We start from the raw sequence: 26152 nt of genomic DNA, 5'->3' as shown, positions 1-26152 counted from the left end.
ACCTAAGCGTAATGGCGCCCGGCTAACCTCGCTGGGCGAGAACCAGTGGAAGCGTCTGAGCCGTCACAAACTCGCTGATCACAGAGCCAAGTCGGCGGACTCGCAGCTTGTCGAATGCGTTGTACTGCGCGATCCAGCCACGCAGCGCTGCAGCCTCCCGCAGCGCTGCCGCTACGGCCTCCCGCTCGGCCTTACTCCCGCCACCAGCACCGGCGCCAGCCTCGGCCTCGCGGAACTCCTCCAGCGTGCGGAAACTCCCCCACGCCGGCTGCTTCTTCCCCGGAAACTCGTCGCTGAAGTGCTGCTTGGCGGAGGCGAGGGCGTCATTAAGAGCAACCTCCGTGGCTGCCACATCAACCAGCGCAACGTCGTTCGGCAGCACCTTCGCCGCCGCCTCGTCGCCCACAAACAGCACGGGATAGCACAGCAAGGCAGCGAGCATGGCCGCGCGGTCGTCAGTCCCCTCAATCCAGTCCGCGCTGGCGGCAAAGCCGTGGATGCCCGCGCCGTCAATCAGCCAGGCGCCAGAAAAGTCACCGAGCTGCACGTCGGGGTCAGTTTCCACCTGCCAGATGGCGAAAGTCGGATCGTCGGCGGGGCCAGCGACGGCCACGACCATGATCGGGTCGTAGCGGACGGGCTCGGGTGCGCCAGGGGTTTCAGCAGCTCCAGCGCCAGTGGCAGTGCTTTCAGGGGCAGTTGTGCTCATCGCTATTGGAGGTTACCACCGACTATGATCTTCCCTATGGCTGTTTTTGATAGGTTCCCCGCCGTCGCGAAACTCTTCAAGCGCTCCAAGGCCTCTCCCGCCGAGCAGGAACACAGGAATGCACCGGTGCGAGTCGGTGGCGTCGGTAAAGAAAGCAGCTACGAGGCCTCCACCCGCACGAACCTGCCACTCAACGAGTTTATGACGCGCCTCATGGCCCAGGAACTCCCCATCCTCGACAGCACCAGCCGCCAGCGCGTGCGCGACATCCTGCGCGAATACGACGGCCCCACCATCACCGAGGCCGAGGAACTACCGGAGGAGATCCGCCAGATTATGGAGCTCTACTAACTCTCTGCTGGCTCGCACTCGCCCTTTCTTAGTGACGCCGCCCACACCGCAACTGCGAATACGCTGGCAACTTGAGCCCCACGCGGCGCCGCGCCCGAGGGTTGTCGCAGCCGGGCGCTAGGGTAGAGAACATGGAATTGCACACCAGCACTCGAACCCTCACCGGGTGGGGTCGCACCGCCCCCACGACCGCCGAAGTTCTGTCTACGCAGGATGTCGACCAGATTGCCGCCGCCGTCGCGCGCGTGGCTGACGATAACGCGGATAAGCCCAGCCACCTGCAGCGTGGCGTGATTGCCCGCGGCATGGGTCGTAGCTACGGCGATCCGGCCATGAACGCCGGCGGGCTCGTTATCGACATGCAGCAGTTGAACCGTATCCACAGCATCAACCCCGATACCGCCATCGTGGACGTAGATGCTGGCGTGACGCTGGACCAGCTGATGAAGGCCGCCCTGCCCTACGGCCTGTGGGTGCCGGTACTGCCCGGCACGCGCCAGGTGACCATCGGCGGCGCTATCGGCCCGGATATTCACGGTAAGAACCACCACTCTGCAGGTTCCTTCGGCGACCACGTCCGCTCCATGGAGCTGCTGGTGGCCGACGGGCGCGTGCTGCACCTGACCCCGGAGGGCTCCGAGGACGACCCGGACGGCGAACTGTTCTGGGCCACCGTCGGCGGCATGGGCCTGACCGGCATCATCCTGCGCGCGACCATTGAGATGACGAAGACGGAGACCGCGTACTTCATCGCCAATGGCGACATGACGCACTCCCTGGACGAAACCATCGCCTTCCACTCCGATGGTTCGGAACACAACTTCACCTACTCTTCCGCCTGGTTCGATGCGATCAGCCCGGAGCCGAAGCTGGGCCGCGCCGCAATCTCCCGCGGCTCCCTGGCCACCCTGGACCAGCTGAAGGAGTACGCGCCGAAGCTGGCGAAGGATCCGCTGAAGTTCAAGGCACCGCAGCTGATGACCGTGCCGGATATTTTCCCGAGCTTCACCATGAACAAGCTATCCATGGTGGCGATCGGCGAGCTGTGGTGGCTGAAGTCCGGCGAGTACCGCAACCAGGTGCAGAACCTCACGCAGTTCTACCAGCCGTTGGACCTCATCGGCGAGTGGAACCGCGGCTATGGTTCCAAGGGCTTCCTGCAGTACCAGTTCGTCGTGCCGACGGAGGCCGTGGAGCCGTTCAAGGAGATCATCCGCGACATCCAGGCTTCCGGCCACTACTCCGCGCTGAACGTGTTCAAGCTGTTCGGCGAGGGCAACAAGGCCCCGCTGAGCTACCCGATGCCGGGCTGGAACGTCTGCGTGGACTTCCCGATCAAGCCGGGCCTGGGCGCCTTCCTGGACGACCTGGACCGCCGCGTGATGGAATTCGGCGGCCGCCTGTACCTGGCCAAGGAATCCCGCACCTCCGCCGAGAACTTCCACAAGATGTACCCCGGCCTGCCCGGCTGGCTGGCCACCCGCAAGCGCATCGACCCGACGGAGGTTTTCGCCTCCGATATGTCCCGCCGCCTCGAGTTCTAATTGCATAGGGCTTTAACTGCATAGAGCTGTATCGCTACCCCGAAAGAGAGTCACAATGATTGATGCCGTTGGCAAACCCCAGTCCATCCTGCTGCTCGGCGGCGCGTCCGACATGGGCCTCGCCGTCGTCGAGGAGTTCCTCTCCCGCGGCCCCGCGCGCGTGATCCTGGCCGCCCGTGCTGGCGAGTCTTTGGATGACGCCACCGCCCGCATGAACGCCGCCGGTGCCAGCGAGGTCGTACCCGTCACCTTCGACGCAGTAGACTTCGATTCCCACCCGCAGGTTTTCGAGGAAATCTTCAGCCACGGCGACGTGGACCTGGCCATCGTCGCGTTCGGAATCCTGGGCGACAACGAGAAGCAGTGGACCAACCAGAAGCTGGCCGTACAGGCCGCGCAGGTGAACTTCACCGGCGCCGTTTCCGTCGGCGTGCTGCTGGCGGATTACATGAAGAAGCAGGGCCACGGCCAGATCGTTGCATTCTCCACCGTTGCAGGTGAGATGGTCCGTCGCTCCAACTTCGTCTACGGCTCCACCAAGGCCGGCCTGGATGGCTTCTACCGCATGCTGAACGAAGCCCTGCGTGGCACCGGCGTGCGCGTGCTGACCGTCCGCCCAGGCCAGGTGCGCACCAACATGACCAAGGACCTGGACGACGCGCCGCTGACCGTGGACAAGGAAGACGTGGCCAAGGCCATCGCCAAGGCCGTGGATAACCGCAAGTCCCTGATCTGGGTACACCCCCTGTTCCGCCCGATCATGCTGATCCTGAAGCACCTGCCGCTGCCGATCCTGCGCAAGCTGCCGCTGTAGCTGTATGGTCCAGGACCGTTGATCGACTGTTTTACCAGTGTTGAGGGTTGACGCTTCGCGCATGGACAGGCGGTATTCCGACCTCGTTGATGTCGTGACCAGAACAAGTCTCACTGGTCACAACAGCCTTCTTCACCCGTGACAGCGCGAACCAACGGATCGCTGATCGCAATCGGCACCATGCGACCAGATACCAACGCCCGTCGGTAAAGGCGAACAGCACCGGTTCAACATCGCGGCAGCTTTCGACCCCCTCATTGGTGACGTACTGGATCCGAGCCACCTTTTGGTCTGTCATCGCTTGCTCCAATGCAGAGCGTGTAGTCCTCAACGAAGTGGCAGAGGGATTAACCCATACACGCTCAGCTAGTCGCTCAGCTTGCTGTCTCGTACGAGGATCAAGAACGTCGACGATTTTCTCTGCCGCCGCTGTTGCCAGGTCGGCATACGGCGCATCAGTCGACACGCTCGCAGCCAACAAGGCCATTGCCTCCGTCGGGGACAGCCGCACCGGGGGAAGCGATGCACCCGGGACCAGACCATATCCACCGCCCGGACCAGGGCGCGACCAGATGGGCAGTCCGGCACTTTCCAACGCAGCTAGGTCACGCTTGATGGTGCGGACCGACACCTCAAACTCGCTCGCTAGTCGCTCAGCGCTGGCCCCTCGGGAGCCGCTACGCCGCAAAACATCCGTGAGAGCGTGAAGACGCTCGGATCGCTTCATGAAATTGCCCGTTCAAAATTCATGACATAAATAGTGACACACAGCTGTCCACCAGCACTGACATGATGGCACCATGACATCAAAACAGCAGGAAAAGACCCCTCCCGTAATCATTCTCGTCGCAGGGCATTGGCTTGGGGCATGGGCATGGGACGAAGTCGCCGAACGACTGACATCCAACGGCATGCACGCCATTCCCATCACTCTTCCCGGCCTCGACGATCAAGACCCACAGCGCGCAAACAGGACTCTCGATGAGCAAGTCGCGACGATCCAATCAGCTATCGACGTGCAAGGAGGCAATGTAGTTCTCGTCGCACACAGTGGTGCCAATGCTCCGGTCAGTGTCGTCATCGATCGAAACCCTGAACTGATCCAGCGGGTTGTGTGGGTGGACTCGGGTCCCGTCTTACCCGGTAGCGTCTTCGCCCCGGATCTTCCCGAGTCGGTCGCGGAGGTGCCCCTACCCTCTTTCGAAGAGCTTGGTCAACAGGCCAGTCTTGAAGGCCTTAGCGCAGAGCACCTCCAGCGCTTCCGAGAGAAAGCCGTCGCCGAACCGGGACCTGTCATGCGTGCAGCGGTCGAACTAACCAACAATGACCGCTTCAGTGTGCCGACCACGATGGTGTGCTGCTCTATACCAAGTGAGCGAGTACTGGAGTTGGCCGAAGAGGGACACGCAATGTTCGCCGAAGTGGCCCGGCTCGACAATATCGACGTCATTGATCTTCCCACGGGGCACTGGCCGATGTGGAGCTGTCCCGAGGCATTGGCCGAAGTAATCGGCCACGCTGCGGGGCAACCTGCCCGATCAAGTTTCTAGTTCTTCGGCGCTCCCGGGTGCGCGGATTCCCGCGCATCCAGCTTCAGAAACGCCGAGGCCACCATCAGCACCACCGAAGCGAAGGCCGCCACCAGGAATGCCACGTGGATGCCCTGGCCCACCACTTGTGCGTCAGCCAGCGCAGGATCCGTGGCACCCAGGCCTGCCAACTCCGCCGCATTGCTAGAGGCGTACCGCGTGGAGGCGAAAGTCATCACAGCCACGAAAATTGCCGTGCCCGCGCCACCGGCAACCTGCTGGAAAGTATTCAAAATTGCCTGCGCGTGGGAAGCCAAAGAGTCCGGAACGGCCGCCAGGGCGTTGGACATAAGGGGCGTCATCATCAAAGCAATGCCCAAGTTCAACACAACCGTAACAAGCGTGAGCTGCACAAACGCCGGCCACGTGCCGGAACCAACCCAAGAGAACAGGTGCTCAGTCTGCTCCAGGGCGGCAAAGCCCATCATGCCGATGGTGATCAAGATGCTGCCCGGGATAATCAGCGGGCGAGTGCCACGCGCGTCGTAGGCACGGCCGACCGCTGGCCCCAGCAAGCCCATGACCAGCCCGCCGGGCAGGGAAACCATGCCGGTCTTCAACTCCGACAAGCCCGCGACATTCTGCGCGTACAGCGGCATCAGAATGATGAAACCAAAGAGCATGGAGAACGTGAACAGCAGCAGCCCCAGCGAGAGGTTGTACTCGCGCACGCGCAACGGCTGCAGGTTCAGCAGCGGGGTGGCGTTCGGCTTAGAGCTGCGCTCCAGGGAACGCTGGCGCAGGAAGAACACCACCAGGATCGCCGCGCCCGCAGCCAGGATGATCAGGCGCTGCACCGGCACGCCATCGGCCAACTCCGACAGGCCGGCCAGGCCGTACACCAGGCCCGCAAAGCCGAACGCGGAGAGGAAGACGGAGAGCACGTCCAGGGAAGGGCGGCTTGGCTCCTCGAAGTTCTTCACTAGGAACAGACCTGCGACCAGCGCAATCAGAACCAGCGGAGCGACGAGGATGAAGATCCAACGCCAGCCCAAGGCCTCCAGCACCACGCCGGAAAACGTCGGGCCCAGCGCCGGAGCCACCGCAATAACCACCGAGACCAGGCCGAATACCGCGCCGCGGCGGTTAATAGGAACCAGCCGGATGATGGTGGTCATCAGCATCGGGATCACCAGTGCCGTCCCGCTGGCTTGGATCACACGCGCCAGCAGCAGGATCGGGAACGTCGGCGCCGCTGCGGCGAGCACCGTGCCGGCAAGGAAAGTCGCCAGTGCCGCGATGTAGATCGACCGCAGGCGGAACCGCTGCATGATGTAGCCGGTCATCGGGATAACCACAGCCATCGTGAGCATGAATGCTGTGGTCAGCCATTGCGCTGCATCGGCGGTGACGCCAAACTCTCCCATCAAAACGGGCAGAGCCACGGCCAAGGTGGTCTCGTTGAGAATCACCACGAAAGCTGCGGCTACTAGCATGCCGATAAGCAGTTTCGCGCCAGCCGCAGGCTCGCTGGGAGGGGCGGAGCGCTCCGCGCGGTTGGAGTCGGTGGCGTCAGAATAAGGTTCTTCAGACAAAGGTATCCCTCCACGATGGAAAAGGCGGGCGCATCGGCGCACCCGCGAACCTTGGATACTTTACACCAGGTTTACTGACCGCAGAGGGGTGAGTGGTGCCCGCAAGGTAGGCGAGCCCAGCGGGGTGGGCGGGTTAGCGCTCCAGCTCGCCCTGGGCCTCGCCAGTGCCGTCACCGCTCCCCTCGCCCCGCTCGAGAGCGTTCGCACCGTTCTCAGTGTTCATCTGGGCGCGGATTTCCTCCAGGCGGGAGCTCGCGCGCATGTCGTTACCAGCGGATTCGATCTCCGACATGCGGCCCTGCACGGAGTTCTCAACGAGTTCCTGGCTGCCGAGCGCCTGGGCGTAGCGCTGTTCGATCTTCTCGCGCACGCTGTCCAGGGTCGGCACATCATCGTTTTGCACCAGACCATCCATCTGCTGCATGGAGTTCGCGGTGGCCTCCTGCATCTTCGCCTGATCCACCTGGGAACGCAGCTGGTTGATCTGCGCCATCTGATCCTCGAGGCGGGCGGCGGACTGCTGCTGTTGCTGCTGCGCCTGACGGGCGGCCTCTTCCGCACCGGAGTACAGTCGCTTGGTCTCCTCGAGCTGCTGCTCGACCGTGACCAGCTTAGATGCGAACAGCTCTGCCGTCTGGTTCAGCTCGTTGGCCTTGGCCTGGTCGCCGTCGGCCGCGGCCTTGTCGGCCTGCTGGATGGCGGTGCGGGCGTTACCCGAAAGCTTCTCCGCATCTTCCTGCAGGCGGTTCATCTTCATTTCCAGCTGGTTGCGGTTGCCGATCACGCGAGCTGCGCTTTCGGAAATCTGCTGGTGCTGCTTGCGGGCTGCTTCCGTGGCCTGCTGGATCTGCACATGGGGATCCGCGTTCTCCTCGATCTTGGTGTCGAGGGACTGCATCAGGTATTTCCAGCCCTTAGAAAATGGATTCGCCATGGGAAAACTCCTGTGTCGCTATCTAGTCGGTACTTAGTCGGAATGTAGTGGTTTGTTTAAGTTAACTGCGTTCCAGCGTACTGACTTTCCGCGAGGCGTATGGGACGAAAGCGGGAGAGGGGACCAAGCCCGCCACTAGAGCGGATACAGGTGAACCACCGGGGCGTCCATGTTCCGCCCGGTCAGGTGCAACAGATCCATCTTCACTTGTTTCAGGGACACGACCTCCATCACCGGGTCCGGGATCGTCGCGGAGTATCCACCCCCGGAGCCACCGTCCTTTTCCTTGCCCTCGCCCCGAGCCTTCTTCGGTTTCCGCTCCCCCGGTTCCCCCGACTCCCACGCCAGGGCAAACGCCCCACCGAAAATTCCCAACAGCGAGCCCAACAGGAACCCGCCGATGTTGGAGGCCGGCAGCGCCACTGCGGCCTTGTAGCCTGGGGAGCATGGACGTTGCATGTTACTCAGCCCCCGGCGCCGGCGAAGTGCTGGAAAAATCCACCATTTCCCGGCGCGACCTGCGCCCCAACGACTGCCTAATCAAGATCCGCTGGGCAGGCATCTGCCACTCGGATATTCACACCGTGAATGGCGATTGGCCGCACGATAACTTCCCCATTACCCCCGGCCACGAGATCATCGGTGAGGTCACCGAGGTGGGCGCGGAGGTGCAGAACTTCCGGCCCGGGGATGTGGTCGGTATCGGCTGCCTGTTGGATAGCTGCCTGGATTGCGATGCCTGCCGCGAAGGCGACGAAAACTATTGCGAGAACGGTTCGACCGGCACGTATAACGCACCGGATCGCCTAGACGGCACCATCACGCAGGGCGGTTACTCCACTCACATCGTCTGCCGTGAGGAGTTCCTGGTCCGCATTCCGGAGGCTTTCGCCGACTTGGAGTCGGATGCCGCCGCGGCGGCCACTCCCCTTCTGTGCGCTGGAATTACTACGTATTCCCCGCTGAAGCACTGGGGCGTGGGCGAAGGTTCCCGCGTGGCGGTGGTCGGCATGGGTGGCCTGGGGCATGTGGCGGTGAAGCTGGCTGCGGCGATGGGCGCGGACGTGACGGTATTGAGCCACTCGAAGTCCAAGGAAGCCGACGGCCGGGCTTTCGGCGCCGGCCGCTATGTGGCTACCAAGGAGGAGGGCTGGCACAAACCCTTGAGGGCGAGCTTCGACCTGATCATTAATACGGTCAGCGCTCCGCTGGATCCGGCGCCGTTTATTTCCACCCTGGCGCGTGGCGGAACAATGGTGATGCTGGGGCTACCGCCGGAGAAGATGCAGATCAGTGCCGGTGCGCTGATCGGTAAGCGCCGCTCCGTGGCGGGCAGCGCTATCGGTGGTATCCGGGAGACCCAGGAGATGATTGATTTCTGCGCCGCCCACGGCATCACCGCAGAGGCGGAGGTCATCCCGGCAGAGGAAATCAATACGGCCTACCAACGCGTGTTGGATTCGGATGTGCGCTACCGCTTCGTCATCGACGTCAACACACTGTAGCGCCGGGGGCTTGTAGCCCAAGCGCTTACTGCGCCCCGCCCTGCTCGGCCTCGATCTGCTTGCGAACCTCGTCCATGTTCAACTCCTTGGCCTTGGCGATCAGCTCGTTGATGGCCTTGCCCGGCAGCAGGCCGGATTCGCGGGCCAGCAGCACGCCGTCGCGGAACAGCATCAGGGTCGGGATCGACTGGATCTGCAGGGCTGCGGAAAGCTCCTGGTTAGCCTCGGTATCCACCTTGCCGAACACGGCATCCGGGTTCTCCTCGGAGGCCTGCTCGAAGATGGGGGCGAAGCGCTTGCACGGACCACACCAGTCTGCCCAGAAGTCCAGTACGACGATGCCGTCGCCCTGCACGGTTTCCTGGAAGTTTGCTCCGGTGATTTCAGTGGTCGCCATTTCTTTCCCTTCAGGTTGATTGCTTCGTTCAAAGCTTGTCGCTGCTTTGTCACTGCGCACCGTTTAAAGGGGCGCGTATGTTTTTCCAACATTACGCAACGCACGCTTTATTCCACGTTAGAGTTCTCACTATGTCTATTTATGACGCCAACGCGAATCCGTCTAGCACTTTCAAAATGTACAAGAATCTTGCGAAGAAGCCGTTTGGCAACGGTCTGTTTTCGCTGGCAGCCAGCGCTAAAGCGCCTTATTTCCTGACTGTACAGCCGCGTCTGCAGGAGTTGCGACCGGGCTACTGCCAGGTGAAGTCGAAGAAGTGGTGGTTGCTGAACAACCACATCGGAACCTTCCACGCCATTGCGGCGTGCAATGTGGCGGAGTTTGCGATGGGGATGCTGGCTGAGGCGTCCATACCCAACACGCACCGTTGGCTGCCGCAGGGTATGCGCACGAAGTACCTGAAGAAGTCGAAGGGCAGCCTGACGGCCACCGCGACGGCGGAGTTGCCGGACTTCGAGAAGATCACCAAGGAGTCCGGCGGGCAGACCGTGACGGTGACGATCCATTTCGCCGACGATGAGGGCAAGGAATCCACCTACGTGGAGATCGACATCTGGGTGACCGCCAAGAAGTAGCAGGCGCTAGGCGCCCGCGAGCGTCGCCCCGCCCCAGAGCGCAGGGAAGAACACCGCGCAGCAGGCAACGGTCATCGCCACCACGCCGACGATGCGACGGGTGGGCTGCGGCCGAGTGAAGACCTCCACCATCACCGTGGAGAACGTGGTGAACCCACCAGCCAAACCCACTCCTAACAGGGGAAATAGGATGTCCCGGGTCGCGCTCGTCGCCCCGGTCCCGTCGGCGCTGACTGGACCGCCCAGCCCGCCCGTGCCCGCCGTGTGCTGCGAAGTGAAACCAAGAACTAGTCCCAGCAGGGCAGTGCCGAGGAGGTTTACCACCGCCAGGCTCCACAGAGGCGCCCAGCCGCGCCGGGACTTCAGGTAAGTATCCAGCCCGTAGCGGGCAGCCGCGCCCGTTCCGCCGCCGACGGCGACGGCCAACAGCTCCACGAGGGTCGCTCCGGTGCTCATCGCGTGCCCCCATGCCGCAGGCGCGCCAGCGCATTCAGATCCCGCCCGAGGCGCAGCCCCATCACCGCCGCAAACAGGCCAAGTGCCAGCGTGATCAGGCCGTAGACTCCCCCAATGAGGACGGCAGTAGTTGAGCCGGTGGGGGCGTCAATAGCCGCAGCGAGCGAGCTAAACGACGTGAAACCGCCGAGTACACCGGTGCCCCAGAACGCGCGGCGCGGGTGGGCGGAGTTCGGGATCATGCCGACCAGGAGCCCCAATAGGAGCGCTCCCAAGACGTTGACCACCAGCAATGCAATGTCTCCGAGAGGGATTCCGCCGGTGACGTTCAGCGGAGTGGCCGCGCCGGGTACCTGCGTGGGGTCGCCGAGCGCGGGGATCCAGACTGTTAGTACCCAACGAAGAATCGCCCCCAGCGCGCCGCCGAGGAAGACCAGGGCGATGGGCGGGAGGCGTTTCATGGGTGCAATATTACCCAGCTAGCTGGGTTAGGCCTGCTTGACGGCGGAGATGTCGAAGTTCAGGGTGATCTTCTCGGAGACGAGCACGCCGCCGCCATCGAGGGCGGTGTTCCACTCCAGGCCGAAGTCACGGCGGTTGATGCTGGTGGAGCCCTCGAAGCCGACGCGGGTCTGGCCCCACGGGTCCTGCACCTCGCCGGTGAAGTCGAAGTCAATGGTGACGGACTTCGTGACGTCCTTGATGGTCAGGTCGCCGGTGACCTTGATGGCGGTCTCGCCAGCGGCGGTGATGTCCGTGGAGGTGAAGGTGATGTGTGGGTACTTCTCCGTCTCGAAGAAGTCGCCGGAGGTCAGGTGGCCGTCGCGGTCGGCATTGCGGGTATCCACGCTGTTCACGTCGATCTTGACATCGATCTTTGCGCCCTCCAAGTTCTCGCCGGAGGTGGCGGTGCCCTCGAAGTCGGTGAATGCGCCGCGGACCTTGGTGACCATCGCGTGGCGGGCGACGAAGCCGATCTCGGAGTGCGCCGCGTCGATCTGGAAGTCGCCGGAGTAGTTGTTGACGTTGGTCATGTTGAACCTTTCGTTTGGTATTTAGGTTGGTTTTCTCAGTTGGCGTTGTCAGTTGTGTGGTGCGCGTTGCGTGGCACTTGTTGGCGGCATCTGGTGAGTACTTCTCTTGATGCGCTAGGCCCCAACCTACGCCCACTTAGTTGAAGTGTCAACCATATTGACTGATGTGCGATAATGGTTCACATGACACGAGAAAACACCTCTCCCCCGCAAGATGAGATCGTGAATGCGGGAACCCGGTGGCTGAACAGTCACGAACAGCAGGTGTGGCGAGCGTGGCTCAACGCCCACATCCAGATCAATGCCGAGCTGGCGCAGCAGCTGTCGGCGGAAACTTCCCTATCCCTGTCCGACTACGAGGTTCTGGTGCATCTTTCGGAATCGCCGGACTACCAGCAGCGAATCGTCGCGCTGGCGAACATGATGCAGTGGAGCCGTTCGCGCTTGTCACACCAGATCACGCGCATGGCGAAGCGCGGTCTGGTGCGCCGTGAAACTTGTGACGCCGACGGCCGCGGAGCCTATGTTGTCCTTGAAACCGCAGGTCTCGACGCGATCACTACTGCCGCGCCCGGCCACGTGGCGAAGGTGCGCGAGCTAGTGTTTGACCGGCTGACCGATACGGAAGTTGAGCAGTTCTACTCGATCCTGGCGAAGCTGAACGAACAACTCTAGCGCGCATGCACGGGGTCTAGGAGCGCGGGTAGCGTGAGCCAGCGCCCCGGACTAAGGCATGGGGCTAATGTCGCGGGCCATGTCGGAGAACTTGGAGAACTGAAGCTGGTTGGCCACCGTCACGGTGCCAATGGGGCCACCACGGTGCTTAGCGAGGATGATGTCCGCCTCGCCCGCGCGTTCGTGATCCGGGTTCTGCGAGTCCGGGCGGTTAATCAGCATAACCATGTCGGCATCTTGCTCCAGCGAACCAGATTCACGCAGGTCAGAGACACGCGGAAGCGCGTCGTCGCCACGAGACTCCACGCCACGGTTCAGCTGCGAGATCGCAACGACCGGCACGTTGACCTCCTTGGCCAACAGCTTCAGCTGGCGGGAGAACTCCGAGACCTCCTGCTGGCGCGATTCCACCCGCTTGCCGGAGGACATCAGCTGCAGATAGTCCACCACGATCAGCTGCAGATCCACCTGCTGCTTTAGACGACGAGCTTTCGAGCGGATCTCCATCATCGTCAAATTCGGCGAATCATCAATGTAGATCGGCGCATCCTCGATCTCGCCGATACGCACGGTCAGGCGGTCCCAGTCGTCGTCAGTCAGCTTGCCGCCGCGCATGGAAGCCAGGCGCACCTCCGCCTCCGCGGAGAAGATGCGCATCATAACCTCCGACTTACTCATTTCCAGGCTGAACAGCGCCGACGCCTTGCCGTGCTGAATCGAGGCCGAACGCATGAAGTCCAGTGCCAGCGTGGATTTACCCACACCCGGGCGGGCAGCGACAATCACCATCTGGCCGCCGCGCAGACCATTCGTCAGATCATCAAGGTCGGCAAAGCCAGTGGGGATGCCCATCTCCACGCCATCCTGGCTCTCCAGCTGCTCGATCTCCCCCACGGTGGAGGCGACCAGTTCTGCGAAGACCTCGTAGTCCTCCTTCGCAGCATCGTTGGTGATGGCGAACATCTCCTGCTGCGCGCGGTCCACCACGTTATCCACGTCCGCACCCTCAGTGCCCGCGTAACCCAGCTGCACAATCGTGGTGCCGGCCTGCACCAGACGCCGCAGCGTGGCCTTTTCCCGCACGATCGAGGCGTAGTAGCCGACGTTTGCCGAGGTCGGAGTCTTCTGGACGACGCTGTGCAAGTAATCAGCGCCGCCGATAAAGCTCAGCACGCCATCGCGGTCCAGCCGGCCGCTGACGATGACCGGGTCGACTTCCTTACCCTCGCCGTACAGCTGAAGTATGGCGTCAAAAATAGTCTTGTGCTTCGGCACGTAGAAGTCATCGCCGACGAGGACCTCCACGACATCTGCGATGGCGTCCTTATCCAGCATCATGCCGCCGAGCACGCCCTGCTCGGCTTCCGGGTTCTGCGGCATCTCGCGGACGATCTGTGGGGAGCCGCCCTGGCCACCCCGACCCCTCCGACCGCCCTGGAAGCCTCCACCGCGACGACCGGAGGACTCGAAGCCACCTGCTCCCCCGGCGCCCCCTGAGCCAGCATACGAGCCGGCGCCGAGGTCGCCGGGACCGCCGAAATCGTCGAAAGGTTCGTCGGGCAGCGGGGCGCCGTCGTCGAAGTTCATGCCTGCATTCTTGCTCATGTCAACCACTTTAATGGCAGGGCTGGACAACCCCTAAGCGGCAATACAAAACACGTTATCCACAGGCCTTGTGAATATGCCTGTGGAGGAAATGTGCATAACCCACAATCCCCCAGGATGGCTTGTGGATAACTTGTGGATAGCCGACGCTCTCACCTGCGAGTTTCTGCATCTATGCAGTTCAGAAGTGTGTGACTGGTGTGAAAGCTTCTCTTTTCATCGGTGGATAACCTGGGGATAAACAAACCCGCAGGCCAGGCGATTGCATCCATGCAAAGCCCCAGGTCGCCTAAATCCTTAAATTATTCACACTTTATTCACCGCAATAACCGCGTTCGTGACCGTCTCCACTTCCGGCCCAACTGCCACCTCCACTGCCAGCCCTACTGCCACCTCCACCGACACCCCGCCACCGGCGCCCCAGCACCCGCCGCACACCCTTAGATTCGGTTTCCTAAGCGGAAGTAAAATATTGTTTTTCCGACGTAGTTCAAAACCTTGGAGTACCGTGTGCCTCATGAATTCCACACCCACCGACCCAACCACCAGCTCCTCAGCCGCCCCGTCCACCACCCCATCAGCCAACCTGTCCGCGTCCCCGTCCGCGTCAACGCTCCCCGCGCTCACAGAAGCTACCGCCGAGCACCCCCTCGACCTCCTCATCGTCGGGGCGGGTCTCTCCGGTATCGACCTCGCCTACCACGTACACAAAAACTTCCCCGGCTGGAACTGGGCCACCGTGGACTCCAACTACGACGTCGGCGGAACCTGGGCCACCTTCCAATACCCCGGCATCCGCTCGGACTCCGACATGGCCACGTTCTCCCTCCCCTTCAAGAAGTGGCCACACAAGGGCACCCTCGGCTCCGGCAAGCAGATCCGCGACTACTGCCGCGAAGCCGCCCAGGAAATCGGCATGCTCGACCGCCTGCAACTATCTACCTGGGTCGAATCCGTGAACTTCCACACCGACAGCGGCCTCTGGGAGGTCACCATGCGCGTCGGTCGCCCCGGCCACGCCAACTCCGAAGGCACCGACGGCTCCGGGTCTGGCGTCTCCGCCAACCCCGAGCAGCCGGCCATCACCACGTGGACGCGCCGTCTCCACTTCGCCACCGGATACTACCGCCATGCTGAAGGGTTCACGGCGGACATTGAGGGCGTCAATACCTTCGAAGGCACCGCCCTGCACCCACAGCAATGGCCCCGCGACCTGGACGTGCGCGGCAAGAAGGTCACGGTAATCGGCTCCGGTGCGACGGCAATTACGCTGGTTCCGGCGCTGCACGCGATGGGTGCGGACGTGACGATGCTGCAGCGCACCCCCACCTACATTGCGCCGCTGCCGGAGACCGACACGATCAGCTCCCTCGTCGGCCTGGGCTTAAGCACCGAGCCTGGCAAATTCGGCCACCGCCTGGCGCGCACCCTGCACATCAGCCGCGACATGGCGCAATACCACCTCTGCCAGACCTTCCCCAGCATCGCGAAGCTCGTGTTCCGCGGCTGGAACCGCCTATACCTGCCCGCCGACGAGGTCCGCCGCAACTTCACTCCCCCGTACGGCCCGTGGGACCAGCGCGTCTGCAAGTCTCCCGGCGGCGATTTCTTCAAGGCCGTGCGCGACGGTGCGAAGGTTGTCACCGACCACATCGAGCGCGTCGACGCCGACGGGGTGCGGTTGCGCTCCGGCGGGTACATCCAGGCTGATGTCTTGGTAATCGCCACGGGACTACAACTTCTTGCTTTTGGTGACGCCAACTTCTCAGTCGATGGCGCACCAGTACCCACCGAATCTCTGGTGGCTTATCGTGCCATGATGGCTAATCGACTACCGAACTTCTCCTACACCATTGGGTACTTAAACCAGTCGTGGACGCTGCGTGCGGACATGACCTCGCGGTATTTGGTGCAGCTGTGGAAGGACATGGATTCGCGCGGCGAGCAGTGGGCGTGCCCGGTCCTGCCCGACGGAGAGCCCGCCGACCTGCCACTTCTGGAGATGTCCAGTGGTTATATCCAGCGCAGCGTGGGGACTCTGCCGCGTCAGGCCGCTGGCGATCCGTGGCGGATGGAGCACGACTACATCAAGGAGCGGCGCACTTACACCAGTGCGGATAATACCCACGACATGGCCTTCGGCGTGGATGCGCTGGAGGCGGCGGCTCCGCTGGCTGCTGGCGAGGGTGGCGGAGGGGCCGCTGAGCTGCGTGTTTAGCCGCTGCGCCAGGCGCTTGGGGCCTCGCGGGAATCAGCGTATTCCCGTTCTAGCGACATTTAGCCCTGAGAAGTGCAACTTTTCCGACACTTGGCGCCGCTGGCAGGGCTGCCAGCAGCACGACCCAGCAGTCCGGCCAGGTAGTATCACCCAGCAGCACGGCCCAGCAGCGCTACTGGCGCTGGCAGCTGGGCATGATGGGCAACGGAAAAGGCCCCACGCATTCGTGCGTGGGGCCTCTTCCTGCTGTTGTCTAAGTTAGGTTTTCTGGTGCGTTATAGTCGCACGCGCATCTTCGCAGCTCAGCGGCTTTTCTAGCAGCTCCTGGGTGTGAATTCCTCCGCGTGGTGTCTAAGCACGCGACCAGTGCGCCTAACACTAGGCAAACACTCGGCACCCGATCCGTGTTGTCTAGGCACGAATCAGGCGACCTGTGGTGTCTAGTCACAGGTCGCAGGAGCTCGCTTTAAAGCCGGGCCAGCCGAACTGCCAGCCAAGCCCAGCCAACTGAAACACCGACCAAGCCGGGCGAAGTTACGCGGAAACGACCTCGAAGCTCAGGGATGCAACGATGCCGTCGTGCAGCTGAACGTCCACAGAGTAAACGCCGGTTGCCTTAACATCGCCCTTGCGCAGCTTGATGCTGTGCTTATCCAGGGAACGACCGTTGGCCTTCTTCACTGCATCAACAATGTGATCTGCAGTGACAGAGCCGAAGATCTTGCCGGTCTCTGCAGTGCGGACCGCAACGGTCACGCCACTCAGGTTCTCCAGCTCTTCCTTAACCTCGCGTGCGTGATCCAGGTCGCGAATCTGTCGTGCTTCCTGCGCGCGCTTAATTCCTTCGATCTGCTTCTCAGCGCCGCGGGTAGCAACAATTGCGTAGCCGCGCGGAAGCAGGTAGTTACGTCCGTAGCCAGCCTTGACCTCTACGATGTCGCCGGGGACACCGAGCTTGTCAACGTTGGCGGTGAGGATCAGCTTCATGATCCAGCCTTTCGTTGTGCTTTGGTTTGACCAATTATGTTCAAAAAAATTTAACGCTGACCAGCAGCTTGTAAGCTAGCCGATCAGAATGGCGGCTCGTCGTCGCCATCACCAAAACCGGACTGTGGGGCAGAGTTCCACGGGTCGTCATCCATGGCCGCATTGTGGCCACCGAAGCCCTGGTTGTTCTGTCCCTGGTTGTTCTGTCCCTGATTACCCTGGCCACCCTGGTTGCCGGCGTTCCCGCCGAAACCGCCCTGGCCACCGAAGCCGCCGGCATTACCGCCGCCGAAGCCTCCGCCGTTGCCACCAGCGCTTCCGCCCTGGCCGCCGCCACGGTATGCCTTGTTGATATCCGCGGTAGCGAAGCGCAGCGAAGGGCCGACCTCTTCCACCTCAATCTCGAAGACGGTGCGGCGCTCGCCGTTACGATCCTCGTAGGAACGCTGGCGCAGTCGGCCGGTCACGATCACGCGGTCACCCTTGTTCAGGCTGTTTGCCACGTTCTCGGCTGGTTGGCGCCACACGTTGCAGGTCAAAAACAGCGGCTCGCCGTCGACGAACTGACCAGCCTGCTGGTCGTAGCGACGGGGCGTGGAGGCCACGCGGAAGTTAGCCACTGCGGCCCCGTTGGGGGTGTAGCGCAGTTCCGGATCCGCAACGATGTTGCCGACCACGGTGATTTGGGTATCTCCCTGTGCCATGTTTCTTTCCTAACGTTGTGTGGTGACGTGTGGGCGTCAAAAAGAATAGAAGCCCAAAAAGGTTCAGTGGTTACAGTGCTTAGGTTAGTGGTTTAAAGGTGCCTGTACAGTCCGTTCGGAGCCTGCAGCTGTGAAAGCTACTGGTCCTTCCGCAGCACCTTGGTGCGCAGGATCTGGTCGTTGATGTTGAGCAGGCGGTCAATTTCCAGCACGGTAGCCGACTCACACTTCAGGTCGAGAACAACGTAGATGCCCTCGTCCTTCTTGTTGATCGGGTACTCGAGGCGACGCTTGCCCCAGATATCAACCTTTTCCACGGAACCGTTTTCCTTGCGGACAATATCCAAGTACTTGTCCAGCGACGGGGCAACGGTGCGTTCATCCTGGGAAGGGTCGATGATGATCATCATCTCGTATTGACGCACGGACCTCATCACCTCCTATGGTCTTGTGTTTCGGCCATACCCCTTTTGGGCATGGCAGGAGGGTCGTTGCGTCAGCAACTCTCTCAGCCTACCTGGTGCCCCGCGTTTTAAGAAATGCCCGTTCGCGCGGCCGCAGTGCCCAGTCGTGTGACCCCCTCGCGCCCCAAGCGCAGCCCCCACGCGCGCTGCACGCTCTTACGCCGCGACGAATACTGCCAGCCCCACCGGCACGATGGTCAAGAACAAGACGGCGAAGCTGAAAAGCGTCCATACCTGCTTTTTCGACTTGCCGTACATGAAGCTCGCGAAGCTACCACCCACGCACAGGAATCCCACCAGCACACTGGCCATGGTGATGATTATCGTCGTGTTATCCATCGTTGCTCTCTTTCTTCTCGGCGCCTTTCTTATTGACGCCCACTTCTCCGCCGGAACCATTCCCGTTCTCGCACGCGGTCTGGTTGGCCGGCACGCCATCCTGCACCTCAGCCGGTTCCTCGGCCAGCACTCCGGCCAGAGGATCGCGGCCTCCGTGGGCCTCGCGGATCGGATCCGGGCTGCGGCCCATGATCTGCCGGATGACCAGCACCGCCATGAACACCAGCAGCCCGAGCCGGACGATGGTCACGGTATCAACCAGCCAGTGCGGTGCCGCCTGGTTCGCGGGCAGGAACTGCCACATGCGCAGGTACCAATACACAGTCTCTAATGCCGCCCAGCCAAAGACCAATCGCCAGCGGGGGAGAGCCAGCACCAGCAGCGGTACCAGCCAGATGGAGTACTGCGGGCTCCACACCTTGTTGGTGATCATGAAGGCCAGCGTGGCCAGGAACGCCACCTGGCCGACCCGCGGAGTGCGCGGCGCTGCGACGATGACCAGCCAGGCGAGAGCCAGAAGTGCGATCAGCAGCAGTACGCCTGTCAGCAGGTTGAGAGTTTCAGCGCCTTCAACGGACCGGGTGGGAGACACGCCGTTCCAGGCGTCATTACCCAAGAGGTGAGCAATGACGGCATAGATGGTCGAGCCTTCCCAACCGCGTTCGGAGTTCAGCTTGAAGAACTGCGACCAGCCTTCCGGCGCGAAGACCATGATCGGGAGGTTGATGATCAGCCAGCTGGCGAAAGTCCAGCTGACCAGCTTCGCCAGCGGAACCCAGACGCGCTGGCGCAGGCACAGCAGGATCAGTGCGCCGCCGATGAACGCCGGCCATAGTTTCAGCGCCACGCCCACGCCCGTGGCCACGCCGGCCCAGCCAGGGCGCCGGTTGGCCCAGAAAATGAAAATGGCGACAGCCGCCGCGCAGGTCAGCAGGTCGAAGTTGGTGAAAGCGTGGACGATGACCAGGGGAGAGGCCGCCATCAGCAGCGTGTCCCACACTCGGTTGCCGGTGAGTTTCGTCATCAGTCCGGTGGCGATCAGCCAGAACAGGGCCAAGAAGAATGTGTTGACTCCGAAGTAGATCGCGGCGGGCGCTGCCTGCGGCAGGGGGAGAAAACTCCACACGGCCTCCACTGGGCGCGCGATCGCGGCCATCAGCCACTGGTACAGGCCGGTCAGCACGGGATATTCCATGTACCGCGTGACGCCGTCGTCGGTGAAGGAGGTGAAGTAGGGGAAGTCGAGGTTATCCAGCCCGCGGCCGGCATACAGGGAGACCGTGTCGGAATAGCAAGCGGAGGTGAACTGGCGCTTCCCGGACCAGTCCACAAAGGGGTTGCCATCGCCGTCGAAGCCGGTGCGGATGCACTGTGCCTTTTGCAGCCAACCGAATACTAGAAAGGTGGCGGCGGTGGCGAGCAGGACGCGCAGGGGAGTCCACCAGTTCGCCCGGCCGATAAGGGCGTGGGCGCCGGGTGGGCCGCCGATGAAGCGGATGAATCCGCGGGCCATCGGCTCGGTGCGGGAGGGCAGCACACGTTGGTCTGCGCGCTGGCCCGCGGCCGGTTCCGCGCCCGGGCTCGCGGCCGGATTCCTATGGGTTGAGGATTCCATCGATTAGGTCTTGTAGATCATTGTTCTGCGGTGGGTTGCCACCCCCAGGAGCCGGGCGCTGCGGCTCGGGGCGCGGCGCGGGCGCCGGCGGGGAAGCCGGTTCCGAAGCTTCCGGAGCTTCCGGAGCTTCCGGCTCTGCCTGTTCCTGCTCCTGGTAACCACTGTCGCCGCCCTGGGCAGCTCCGCCGCCGACGTAGCCACCGCCACCGGAGGCCGCTGCGCCGGTGCTGAACTGCTCGACATCCTTGCCCTCCAGCTGGCGATCCAGCACACCCTTCCAGATCTGGGCGGGCAGGCCGGCGCCGTACATCACGCCGCCGTAGCTGTTGTGAATCGGCTTGCCCTCGGCGGTACCGACCCACACGGCAGTGGATAGCTGCGGGGTAGAGCCAATCATCCAGGCGTCCTTATTCTCGCCGGTATCGCCCAGCTGAGCCGTACCGGACTTCGCGGCCGACGGACGGCCACCGGCCAGCGTGTTGCCGTTGGAGTACGCCGCGATGGGCTGCATCGCCTGGATCACGCCATTGGCGACCTCCTCGGAAACCACTCGGTCGCCATCGTCGTTGGTGTTATCCAGCAGCACGTCGCCGTTGGAGTTCTCCACCTTCTCCACGAAGTGCGGGCGGTGGTAGGTGCCGCCGTTGGTCAGGGTTGCCAGAGCGGTGGCCATGTCCAGTGGGCTGGACTGATACATGCCCAGCGTGATGCCTTCTGCCGGCTTGCCGTTTGCCTCCTGCAGAGTCTTGCCCACGCCCGGCAGCTCCTCGGCCACGCCCAGGCGGTGCGCCATGTCGGCAACGTCCTGCGGGCCGCCCTTCAGCGACTGGGTCAAGCGGATGAAGCTGGTGTTCAGGGACTGTTTCAGAGCTTCGGCGATGCTGCATGTGCCACAGCTGGCGCCGCTGACGTTGTTCACCTGCGCGTCACCGGTCATGACGGGGGAGGAGTCGAATTGGTCATTGATGGTGCCGCCCTGGTCCAGGTATGCGGCCAGCGCCAGGATCTTGAACGTAGAACCGGTCTGCAGGCCCGCTCCGGCGAAGTCGAAGCCCACCGGGTTGTCGCCGCCGTACCAGGAGCGCACACCACCGGTCTTCGGATCCACCGAGACCACGGCCGTGCGCAGGCCTTCCTGTTGACCCTCGAGCTTCTTGTGGATCTCATCCACCGCATCGGCCTGCATCTTCGCGTCGATGGTGGTGGTGATCTTCAGACCACCCGTGTTCACCTGTTCCTCGGTGATGCCAGCCTGTTCAAGTTCTTCAATAACCTTCCTCTTGATCAGGCCGTTGGTGCCCACGGCTTGGGTGCTTTCGGCAGTTTCTGCCGGATCCTTCACCTTCGGGTACACGGCGTTCCGCCGGTCCGATTCCTTCATCGCGTCGATGCTGACCATGCCATCCAGCACGTAGTTCCAGCGTGCTTCCGCACGCTCGCGGTTGGTCCACGGATCCAGGCCAGAGGGCGCCTGGATGGTTGCGGCCAGCACTGCGCCTTCCTCCGGGGTGAGGTCCTTGACGTCCTTGTCGAAGTAGGCGTGAGAGGCCGCGCTGATGCCGTAGGCATTGCGGCCGAAGTAAATGGTGTTCAGGTAGGCCTCGAGAATCTCGTCCTTCGACCATTCGCGGGCCATCTTCGCGGAGATAACCAGCTCCTTGGCCTTACGGCTCAGGCTAAACTCGTCGCCCACCAGCGCGTTCTTCACGTACTGCTGAGTAATGGTCGAGCCACCGCCGGCGCCTTCTCGGCCCAACACCTGGCCGACCGCCGCGCGGGCGAAGCCGGAGACGGAGAAGCCTGGGTTGCTGTAGAACTCGCGGTCCTCAGCAGCCAGCACGGCCTGGCGAACTGCCATCGGGACTTCGTCGATCTTGACGTTCTGACGGTTGCCTTCCGGCGGCACGATGCGCGCCAGCTCGGTGTCGTTATCGCTGGCCATAATGTAGGAGATCTGATTGTTCACCAGCTCTTCCGGCTCCGGCACCTTCGTCACCGAATACGCCGTAAAGAACGCCACCAACGGCACGATAATCAGCACCGCCATGACGGCTGCCAGACCTGCGAAGAAGTTACGCAGGGTGCGCTTGTCGCGCCAGCTGCGCTTCTTGCGCGTCCTTGCCTTTAGCTTTCCGTCGCCCACGGATCGGGATCCATTCTTTTTCACGCGAGTCTGTGATCCATTCTTATTGGGCCCGTTCTGGCCGTTGTTCTGTGGCCTCTTTCTTTGTGACGCCGCCGCCCCCGCAGCACCAGCCCCAGCTCCCGCTGCGGCTCCTACCCGGCGGGAACCTCCGAACTTCACCGGCTTGGTGCCGCGACCCTGCGTGGGCCTGCCGTGCGACGGCTTGCCCTGCGACGGACGGCCCTTCACCGGGCGACCCTTAGCGGGGCGTCCCTGGGCAGACTGACCCTGTGCGGGACGTCCCTGGGCGCTGCGGCGCTTACCCGGCTGAGCACCCCGGCCCTGTGCCGGCCTTCCTTGCGCCGGCTTGCCGTGCGCAGCCCGACGCTGGTCTGACTGGCCTGGCTTGCCTGGCTGCCCCTGTGCTGGGCGCCCCTGGGCGCTACGGCGCTTACCTGGCTGAGCACCCCGGCCCTGTGCCGGCTTACCTTGTGCAGGCTTACCCGGTTTCCCCGGCTTCCGCTGTCCGCCACGGCCGGCGCCGGAATTTCCGGACCCACCGCGGGATAACGGGTTCTTGGACGGCTTGTCGCTACTCAACTAGACGAGTCTCCTGATTGTCGATCGTGATCCCGATCAGCTCTTCTCGGATCAAGTGATTCCATCTACATTTCATGCACACTTCAACGGTGTGTATCGAGAACTCAGCATCCTGTTGCACATTCACTAGCGCATCAATAACACCATTGATCTCTCTAACACTACGCGCTGTACCCGACTTTTCACCTAATACATCGCCGTGAATCCACTGCGTTTCCCTTAAATCATGCCTTCCGCACACCGGACACGGGCGGTCGACTGCCTGACCTAGAACCTCCGCGGACGAAAGGAGCCGCGGGGTGGCGTCACCAACAAAGCCCTCGACCCCGCGCACCCGAGAAAGAGTGCGACGGCGATCGAGTGACCTATCAATAGCCTTTCGCGAAATCGACACACCCACATTCTAAACACGGCCCGGACAACCCCCACCGCGCGCGAGCTTGATCGATAAACCAACCCGGCTTGATCGGTAAACCTGCCGACGAAGAGCGGTTTTCACCAAGCCAAGACCTAGCGTTGACCGCATGACATCTAATACCTGCAACATCGCAATCGTGGGTCTCGGCAACTGCGCGACCTCACTGATCCAGGGAATTCACCTGTATTCCGACGCCGCCGCGACCGAGAACGTCCCCGGCCTCATGCACACCCAGTTCGGCCCCTACTCGGTCGGCGACGTGCACGTGACCGCCGCCTTCGACGTGGACGCCGACAAGGTAGGCAAGGACGTTTCCGAAGCCATCGATGCGGGCATGAACTGCACCATCAAGATCGCCGACGTACCGCACACCGGCGTGACCGTGCAGCGCGGCCACACCTTCGACGGCCTCGGCCGCCACTACCAGGAAAGCATCACCGAATCCGACGCGGAGCCCGTCGACGTGCCACAGGCTCTGCGCGACGCCAACGTGGACGTGCTGGTCAGCTACCTGCCCGTCGGCTCCGAAGAGGCCGACCGCTTCTACGCGCAGTGTGCCATCGACGCAGGCTGCGCCTTCGTCAACGCCCTGCCGGTATTCATCGCCTCCGACCCAGAGTGGGCCGAAAAGTTCCGCGCAGCCGGCCTGCCGATCGTCGGCGACGACATCAAATCCCAGGTCGGCGCGACCATCACCCACCGCGTGCTGGCCCGCCTCTTCGAGGAGCGCGGCGTGCGCCTGGAACGCACCATGCAACTGAACGTCGGCGGCAACATGGACTTCAAGAACATGCTGGACCGCGACCGCCTGGAATCCAAGAAGATCTCCAAGACCCAGGCCGTGACCTCCAACCTGCAGGAAAGCCCGCTGGCCGGCAGGGTCCACGACCGCAACGTCCACATCGGCCCGTCCGACTACGTGGAGTGGCTGGACGACCGCAAGTGGGCATACGTCCGCCTGGAGGGCTCCGCCTTCGGCGAAGTGCCGCTGAACCTGGAGTACAAGCTGGAGGTCTGGGACTCCCCGAACTCCGCGGGCATCATCATCGACGCAGTGCGCGCCGCGAAGATCGCGCTGGACAGGGGAGTGGCCGGCCCGGTTGAGGCGGCCTCCAGCTACCTGATGAAGTCCCCGCCGACGCAGCTACCGGACGACGTCGCCCGCGCGCAGCTGGAAGAGTTCATCAACGGCGCTTAAGCGCTGGGCACGGGGAGCGTGGGGGCAAAACAGCCGTACTAGGCGACCCTCATGAGCATTTACTTGCAAAACTGTTGTATTTTAGTACCTATGGCTTCCACATCTCTCGAAATTGCCAAGAAACTACGCCTCCCGTTGACGCGTCTGTACCTGCTGTACTTCCGCCAAACGGAGAGCTCGCACATCAGCATGGCGCAACTGTCGATCCTCATGATTCTCGAGGAAAACGGCCCAATGCGCATCAGCCAGATCGCGGCGACTGAGACGATCCGCATGCCCACCGCCTCCAACGCGGTCAACCAGCTGGAGACGATGGAACTGGTCACCCGCGTGCGCGACACCTCCGACCGCCGCGGTGTGAGCGTCGCCCTCACCGACAAGGGTCGCGAGGAGCTCCGCCGCCTGGGCGACGAACGCGCCGAGCAGCTGGCCAGCATGCTGGACAGTCTCAGCGAGGAAGAACTCAAGGAAGTTGCAGACGCTACCTCTGTCATCGAGCTGGTTCTGCGCCGCTACACTGAAGCTATAGAGGCAAAGCTGAACAACGACCAGCACTAGAGCTGGAGCTAGCGAGCAATCTTCCTTGAGCAACACCCCCAAGCCCGTCAACCCCCTCCGTCTACTCCTCACGTGGCGCCCCGAATCTGCAGGTGACGAAGCCGCACAGGTCGCCGCCTGGATCGCCCGCACGGAAACCATCGCCCTGCGCACCGCCACGGTCATCTCGCGCTCCTGGACGGCGCAGCCGGAGCTGGAGTTCGATAGCTACTCGGAGTGGATCGAAAAGGAATCCGAGGCCGTATCCTCCGCCGCGCAGAAGGCTCTCGCTCTGGCCAAGCTGCCGGAGCAGATGCTAGACGCCGACGAGCCCTCTACCGTCACTGTTGATCACTCGGAAACGAAGGCTCTTATTGACGCCGCCGCCGAGTTCAACGCCGACATGATGATCTTGGGCTCCCACCCCGCTGCGCCGCATTCTCGCTTCCGAATCGGCTCGACGGCGGATGCTCTGCTGCACTACGCCCCGCTGCCACTACTGCTGGCTCCGCGGACGCCGAAGCTGTCGAAACGTGGCGTCACCAGGGTCAATTGCAGCTACATCGACACCGACCAGTCGCACGAGGCTCTACGCCGCGCCGCCGACCTGGCGCACCGTTGGAATGTTCCGCTGCGTCTGGTGGCGTTTAGCCCGCGCGGGGCGACAATGTACCCGACGGAGACGGAGTTCATCGACAACTCGGACATGATGGTCGAGTGGCGTGAGCAGGCGCTGGCGCTGCTGGACCGGGGCCGGGACCGTGCCCTGAACAGGCACAGCGACCTGACCGTGCAGATGGAGGTCGGCAGCGGCTACGGCTGGTCCGGCGCGATCAACGCCCTGAAGTGGAAGAAGGGCGATCTGCTGGTGATGGGTTCCAGCACGCTGGGTGGTTTCCACCGCGTGTTCATTGGCCCGTCGACGAACCAGATTCTGCGGCACAGTCCGGTGCCGGTCCTGCTGAGCACCGTCTAGCGCGCTGTCCAGTGCCCGGAGCGGCGGTGCTCCCACCGCCCGCGCTACATGCGCCACACCGTTCGCGCGACGCGCTTTCCGCACTCTAAACGCTCTCCGCCGCGCTACATGCGCCAAGCTGCGTGCCACCCCGCCGCGCTACACGCCGCGTGCCGATACGCCGAAGATTTCGCTTCGCTGCGCGTCGC

General features: G+C 62.7%; 28 protein-coding genes. 11 read left to right on the top strand and 17 right to left on the bottom strand.

Features of this window, described 5'->3' with window-relative positions; genetic code table 11:
- Positions 1-22 precede the first annotated feature (22 nt).
- Positions 23-709, bottom strand: a complete 687-nt coding sequence (locus MHX63_RS08235) for a hypothetical protein (protein ID WP_239388073.1) — start codon at positions 707-709, stop codon at positions 23-25.
- Positions 710-745: 36 nt separating this feature from the next.
- Between MHX63_RS08235 and MHX63_RS08230 the strand changes: the two genes are divergently transcribed.
- From MHX63_RS08230 to MHX63_RS08220, 3 genes are all read left to right on the top strand, one after another.
- Positions 746-1060, top strand: a complete 315-nt coding sequence (locus MHX63_RS08230; protein ID WP_239388072.1) for a hypothetical protein — start codon at positions 746-748, stop codon at positions 1058-1060.
- Between the two features lie 131 nt (positions 1061-1191).
- Positions 1192-2604: an FAD-binding oxidoreductase gene (locus tag MHX63_RS08225; protein ID WP_239388071.1), complete on the top strand. Its 1413-nt coding sequence runs from the start codon at positions 1192-1194 to the stop codon at positions 2602-2604.
- Positions 2605-2659: 55 nt separating this feature from the next.
- Positions 2660-3418 (top strand): decaprenylphospho-beta-D-erythro-pentofuranosid-2-ulose 2-reductase, encoded by a 759-nt coding sequence (locus tag MHX63_RS08220; protein WP_034966665.1) that lies wholly within the window; start codon positions 2660-2662, stop codon positions 3416-3418.
- Between the two features lie 31 nt (positions 3419-3449).
- Here MHX63_RS08220 and MHX63_RS10425 read toward each other — a convergent pair whose 3' ends face one another.
- Complete coding sequence (locus MHX63_RS10425) at positions 3450-4145, bottom strand: YafY family protein (protein ID WP_255710578.1); 696 nt, start codon at positions 4143-4145, stop codon at positions 3450-3452.
- A gap of 73 nt (positions 4146-4218) precedes the next feature.
- Here MHX63_RS10425 and MHX63_RS08205 point away from each other — a divergent pair, with 73 nt between their 5' ends.
- Positions 4219-4968, top strand: a complete 750-nt coding sequence (locus MHX63_RS08205; RefSeq protein WP_239388070.1) for an alpha/beta fold hydrolase — start codon at positions 4219-4221, stop codon at positions 4966-4968.
- On the opposite strand, the gene MHX63_RS08200 is transcribed toward MHX63_RS08205, so the two are convergent.
- The 3 genes from MHX63_RS08200 to MHX63_RS08190 all read right to left on the bottom strand — a co-directional run bounded on the left by MHX63_RS08200 (position 4965) and on the right by MHX63_RS08190 (position 7935).
- Positions 4965-6542: an MDR family MFS transporter gene (locus tag MHX63_RS08200; RefSeq protein WP_239388069.1), complete on the bottom strand. Its 1578-nt coding sequence runs from the start codon at positions 6540-6542 to the stop codon at positions 4965-4967. The genes MHX63_RS08205 and MHX63_RS08200 overlap by 4 nt on opposite strands.
- Before the next feature lie 133 nt (positions 6543-6675).
- Positions 6676-7476, bottom strand: coding sequence for a PspA/IM30 family protein (locus tag MHX63_RS08195; protein ID WP_239388068.1), 801 nt, complete (start codon positions 7474-7476; stop codon positions 6676-6678).
- A gap of 135 nt (positions 7477-7611) precedes the next feature.
- Positions 7612-7935: a DUF6114 domain-containing protein gene (locus MHX63_RS08190; RefSeq protein ID WP_239388067.1), complete on the bottom strand. Its 324-nt coding sequence runs from the start codon at positions 7933-7935 to the stop codon at positions 7612-7614.
- Here MHX63_RS08190 and MHX63_RS08185 point away from each other — a divergent pair.
- A complete protein-coding gene (locus MHX63_RS08185) occupies positions 7923-8981 on the top strand; it encodes an NAD(P)-dependent alcohol dehydrogenase (RefSeq protein WP_239388066.1) in 1059 nt (352 codons plus the stop codon). The genes MHX63_RS08190 and MHX63_RS08185 overlap by 13 nt on opposite strands.
- Positions 8982-9006: 25 nt before the next feature.
- Here MHX63_RS08185 and trxA read toward each other — a convergent pair whose 3' ends face one another.
- Positions 9007-9378, bottom strand: a complete 372-nt coding sequence (trxA, locus tag MHX63_RS08180) for a thioredoxin (protein WP_239388065.1) — start codon at positions 9376-9378, stop codon at positions 9007-9009.
- A gap of 131 nt (positions 9379-9509) precedes the next feature.
- Here trxA and MHX63_RS08175 point away from each other — a divergent pair, with 131 nt between their 5' ends.
- The gene (locus MHX63_RS08175) at positions 9510-10013 is read left to right on the top strand and encodes a hotdog fold domain-containing protein (RefSeq protein ID WP_239388064.1); all 504 of its coding nucleotides are present in this window, start codon (positions 9510-9512) and stop codon (positions 10011-10013) included.
- Between the two features lie 6 nt (positions 10014-10019).
- Here the strand turns inward: MHX63_RS08175 and MHX63_RS08170 are convergent, their stop codons facing one another.
- From MHX63_RS08170 to MHX63_RS08160, 3 genes are read right to left on the bottom strand one after another with little or no spacing between them, the layout of a single operon-like run.
- Positions 10020-10469: a CrcB family protein gene (locus MHX63_RS08170; protein WP_239388063.1), complete on the bottom strand. Its 450-nt coding sequence runs from the start codon at positions 10467-10469 to the stop codon at positions 10020-10022.
- Positions 10466-10930 carry a CrcB family protein gene (locus MHX63_RS08165; RefSeq protein ID WP_370644065.1) on the bottom strand — a complete coding sequence of 155 codons (465 nt, stop codon included), beginning with the start codon at positions 10928-10930 and terminating at the stop codon, positions 10466-10468. The genes MHX63_RS08170 and MHX63_RS08165 overlap by 4 nt, the downstream gene beginning before the upstream one ends.
- A 27-nt stretch (positions 10931-10957) precedes the next feature.
- Positions 10958-11503: a YceI family protein gene (locus tag MHX63_RS08160; RefSeq protein WP_239388062.1), complete on the bottom strand. Its 546-nt coding sequence runs from the start codon at positions 11501-11503 to the stop codon at positions 10958-10960.
- 183 nt (positions 11504-11686) lie between these two features.
- Here MHX63_RS08160 and MHX63_RS08155 point away from each other — a divergent pair, with 183 nt between their 5' ends.
- The gene (locus tag MHX63_RS08155) at positions 11687-12178 is read left to right on the top strand and encodes a MarR family winged helix-turn-helix transcriptional regulator (protein ID WP_239388061.1); all 492 of its coding nucleotides are present in this window, start codon (positions 11687-11689) and stop codon (positions 12176-12178) included.
- A 51-nt stretch (positions 12179-12229) separates the two neighbouring features.
- Here the strand turns inward: MHX63_RS08155 and dnaB are convergent, their stop codons facing one another.
- The gene (dnaB, locus tag MHX63_RS08150) at positions 12230-13783 is read right to left on the bottom strand and encodes a replicative DNA helicase (protein WP_239388060.1); all 1554 of its coding nucleotides are present in this window, start codon (positions 13781-13783) and stop codon (positions 12230-12232) included.
- A 517-nt stretch (positions 13784-14300) separates the two neighbouring features.
- Between dnaB and MHX63_RS08145 the strand changes: the two genes are divergently transcribed.
- The gene (locus MHX63_RS08145; protein ID WP_239388059.1) at positions 14301-16001 is read left to right on the top strand and encodes an NAD(P)/FAD-dependent oxidoreductase; all 1701 of its coding nucleotides are present in this window, start codon (positions 14301-14303) and stop codon (positions 15999-16001) included.
- A 534-nt stretch (positions 16002-16535) separates the two neighbouring features.
- Here MHX63_RS08145 and rplI read toward each other — a convergent pair.
- From rplI to MHX63_RS08110, 7 genes are all read right to left on the bottom strand, one after another.
- On the bottom strand, positions 16536-16988 hold the full coding sequence (rplI, locus tag MHX63_RS08140; protein ID WP_239388058.1) for a 50S ribosomal protein L9: 453 nt from the start codon (positions 16986-16988) through the stop codon (positions 16536-16538).
- Positions 16989-17071: 83 nt separating this feature from the next.
- The gene (locus tag MHX63_RS08135; RefSeq protein WP_239388057.1) at positions 17072-17692 is read right to left on the bottom strand and encodes a single-stranded DNA-binding protein; all 621 of its coding nucleotides are present in this window, start codon (positions 17690-17692) and stop codon (positions 17072-17074) included.
- Positions 17693-17829: 137 nt separating this feature from the next.
- Positions 17830-18117, bottom strand: coding sequence for a 30S ribosomal protein S6 (rpsF, locus tag MHX63_RS08130; protein ID WP_011274321.1), 288 nt, complete (start codon positions 18115-18117; stop codon positions 17830-17832).
- A gap of 195 nt (positions 18118-18312) precedes the next feature.
- Positions 18313-18495, bottom strand: a complete 183-nt coding sequence (locus MHX63_RS08125; protein WP_034985176.1) for a hypothetical protein — start codon at positions 18493-18495, stop codon at positions 18313-18315.
- Positions 18488-20110, bottom strand: a complete 1623-nt coding sequence (locus MHX63_RS08120) for a glycosyltransferase family 87 protein (protein WP_239388056.1) — start codon at positions 20108-20110, stop codon at positions 18488-18490. Before MHX63_RS08120 ends, MHX63_RS08125 begins: the two co-directional genes overlap by 8 nt.
- Entirely contained in the window at positions 20091-22835 is a 2745-nt protein-coding gene (locus MHX63_RS08115; RefSeq protein ID WP_239388055.1) for a transglycosylase domain-containing protein, read from the bottom strand. The genes MHX63_RS08120 and MHX63_RS08115 overlap by 20 nt, the downstream gene beginning before the upstream one ends.
- A complete protein-coding gene (locus MHX63_RS08110) occupies positions 22828-23169 on the bottom strand; it encodes a DUF5318 family protein (protein ID WP_239388093.1) in 342 nt (113 codons plus the stop codon). The genes MHX63_RS08115 and MHX63_RS08110 overlap by 8 nt, the downstream gene beginning before the upstream one ends.
- 190 nt (positions 23170-23359) lie before the next feature.
- On the opposite strand from MHX63_RS08110, the gene MHX63_RS08105 reads away from it, so the two are divergent.
- The 3 genes from MHX63_RS08105 (at position 23360) to MHX63_RS08095 (ending at position 25964) form a co-directional block, all read left to right on the top strand.
- Positions 23360-24451 carry an inositol-3-phosphate synthase gene (locus MHX63_RS08105; RefSeq protein WP_239388054.1) on the top strand — a complete coding sequence of 364 codons (1092 nt, stop codon included), beginning with the start codon at positions 23360-23362 and terminating at the stop codon, positions 24449-24451.
- A 90-nt stretch (positions 24452-24541) separates the two neighbouring features.
- Positions 24542-25009 carry a MarR family winged helix-turn-helix transcriptional regulator gene (locus MHX63_RS08100; protein ID WP_239388053.1) on the top strand — a complete coding sequence of 156 codons (468 nt, stop codon included), beginning with the start codon at positions 24542-24544 and terminating at the stop codon, positions 25007-25009.
- A 25-nt stretch (positions 25010-25034) separates the two neighbouring features.
- Positions 25035-25964, top strand: a complete 930-nt coding sequence (locus MHX63_RS08095; RefSeq protein ID WP_239388052.1) for a universal stress protein — start codon at positions 25035-25037, stop codon at positions 25962-25964.
- Positions 25965-26152 lie beyond the last annotated feature (188 nt).

It is taken from the genome of Corynebacterium sp. ACRQK (assembly GCF_022345965.1).
In the GTDB taxonomy this organism is placed as follows: Bacteria; Actinomycetota; Actinomycetes; order Mycobacteriales; family Mycobacteriaceae; genus Corynebacterium.
This window is presented reverse-complemented; position numbering and strand designations above follow the sequence as displayed.

Coding starts and splice junctions, on each gene's coding strand:
- MHX63_RS08235 (WP_239388073.1), bottom strand. CDS start 709: ATGAGCACAACTGCCCCTGAAAGCACTGCCACTGGCGCTGGAGCTGCT.
- MHX63_RS08230 (WP_239388072.1), top strand. CDS start 746: ATGGCTGTTTTTGATAGGTTCCCCGCCGTCGCGAAACTCTTCAAGCGC.
- MHX63_RS08225 (WP_239388071.1), top strand. CDS start 1,192: ATGGAATTGCACACCAGCACTCGAACCCTCACCGGGTGGGGTCGCACC.
- MHX63_RS08220 (WP_034966665.1), top strand. CDS start 2,660: ATGATTGATGCCGTTGGCAAACCCCAGTCCATCCTGCTGCTCGGCGGC.
- MHX63_RS10425 (WP_255710578.1), bottom strand. CDS start 4,145: ATGAAGCGATCCGAGCGTCTTCACGCTCTCACGGATGTTTTGCGGCGT.
- MHX63_RS08205 (WP_239388070.1), top strand. CDS start 4,219: ATGACATCAAAACAGCAGGAAAAGACCCCTCCCGTAATCATTCTCGTC.
- MHX63_RS08195 (WP_239388068.1), bottom strand. CDS start 7,476: ATGGCGAATCCATTTTCTAAGGGCTGGAAATACCTGATGCAGTCCCTC.
- MHX63_RS08185 (WP_239388066.1), top strand. CDS start 7,923: ATGGACGTTGCATGTTACTCAGCCCCCGGCGCCGGCGAAGTGCTGGAA.
- MHX63_RS08190 (WP_239388067.1), bottom strand. CDS start 7,935: ATGCAACGTCCATGCTCCCCAGGCTACAAGGCCGCAGTGGCGCTGCCG.
- trxA (WP_239388065.1), bottom strand. CDS start 9,378: ATGGCGACCACTGAAATCACCGGAGCAAACTTCCAGGAAACCGTGCAG.
- MHX63_RS08175 (WP_239388064.1), top strand. CDS start 9,510: ATGTCTATTTATGACGCCAACGCGAATCCGTCTAGCACTTTCAAAATG.
- MHX63_RS08170 (WP_239388063.1), bottom strand. CDS start 10,469: ATGAGCACCGGAGCGACCCTCGTGGAGCTGTTGGCCGTCGCCGTCGGC.
- MHX63_RS08165 (WP_370644065.1), bottom strand. CDS start 10,930: ATGAAACGCCTCCCGCCCATCGCCCTGGTCTTCCTCGGCGGCGCGCTG.
- MHX63_RS08160 (WP_239388062.1), bottom strand. CDS start 11,503: ATGACCAACGTCAACAACTACTCCGGCGACTTCCAGATCGACGCGGCG.
- MHX63_RS08155 (WP_239388061.1), top strand. CDS start 11,687: ATGACACGAGAAAACACCTCTCCCCCGCAAGATGAGATCGTGAATGCG.
- dnaB (WP_239388060.1), bottom strand. CDS start 13,783: ATGAGCAAGAATGCAGGCATGAACTTCGACGACGGCGCCCCGCTGCCC.
- MHX63_RS08145 (WP_239388059.1), top strand. CDS start 14,301: ATGAATTCCACACCCACCGACCCAACCACCAGCTCCTCAGCCGCCCCG.
- rplI (WP_239388058.1), bottom strand. CDS start 16,988: ATGAAGCTGATCCTCACCGCCAACGTTGACAAGCTCGGTGTCCCCGGC.
- MHX63_RS08135 (WP_239388057.1), bottom strand. CDS start 17,692: ATGGCACAGGGAGATACCCAAATCACCGTGGTCGGCAACATCGTTGCG.
- MHX63_RS08125 (WP_034985176.1), bottom strand. CDS start 18,495: ATGGATAACACGACGATAATCATCACCATGGCCAGTGTGCTGGTGGGA.
- MHX63_RS08120 (WP_239388056.1), bottom strand. CDS start 20,110: ATGGAATCCTCAACCCATAGGAATCCGGCCGCGAGCCCGGGCGCGGAA.
- MHX63_RS08105 (WP_239388054.1), top strand. CDS start 23,360: ATGACATCTAATACCTGCAACATCGCAATCGTGGGTCTCGGCAACTGC.
- MHX63_RS08100 (WP_239388053.1), top strand. CDS start 24,542: ATGGCTTCCACATCTCTCGAAATTGCCAAGAAACTACGCCTCCCGTTG.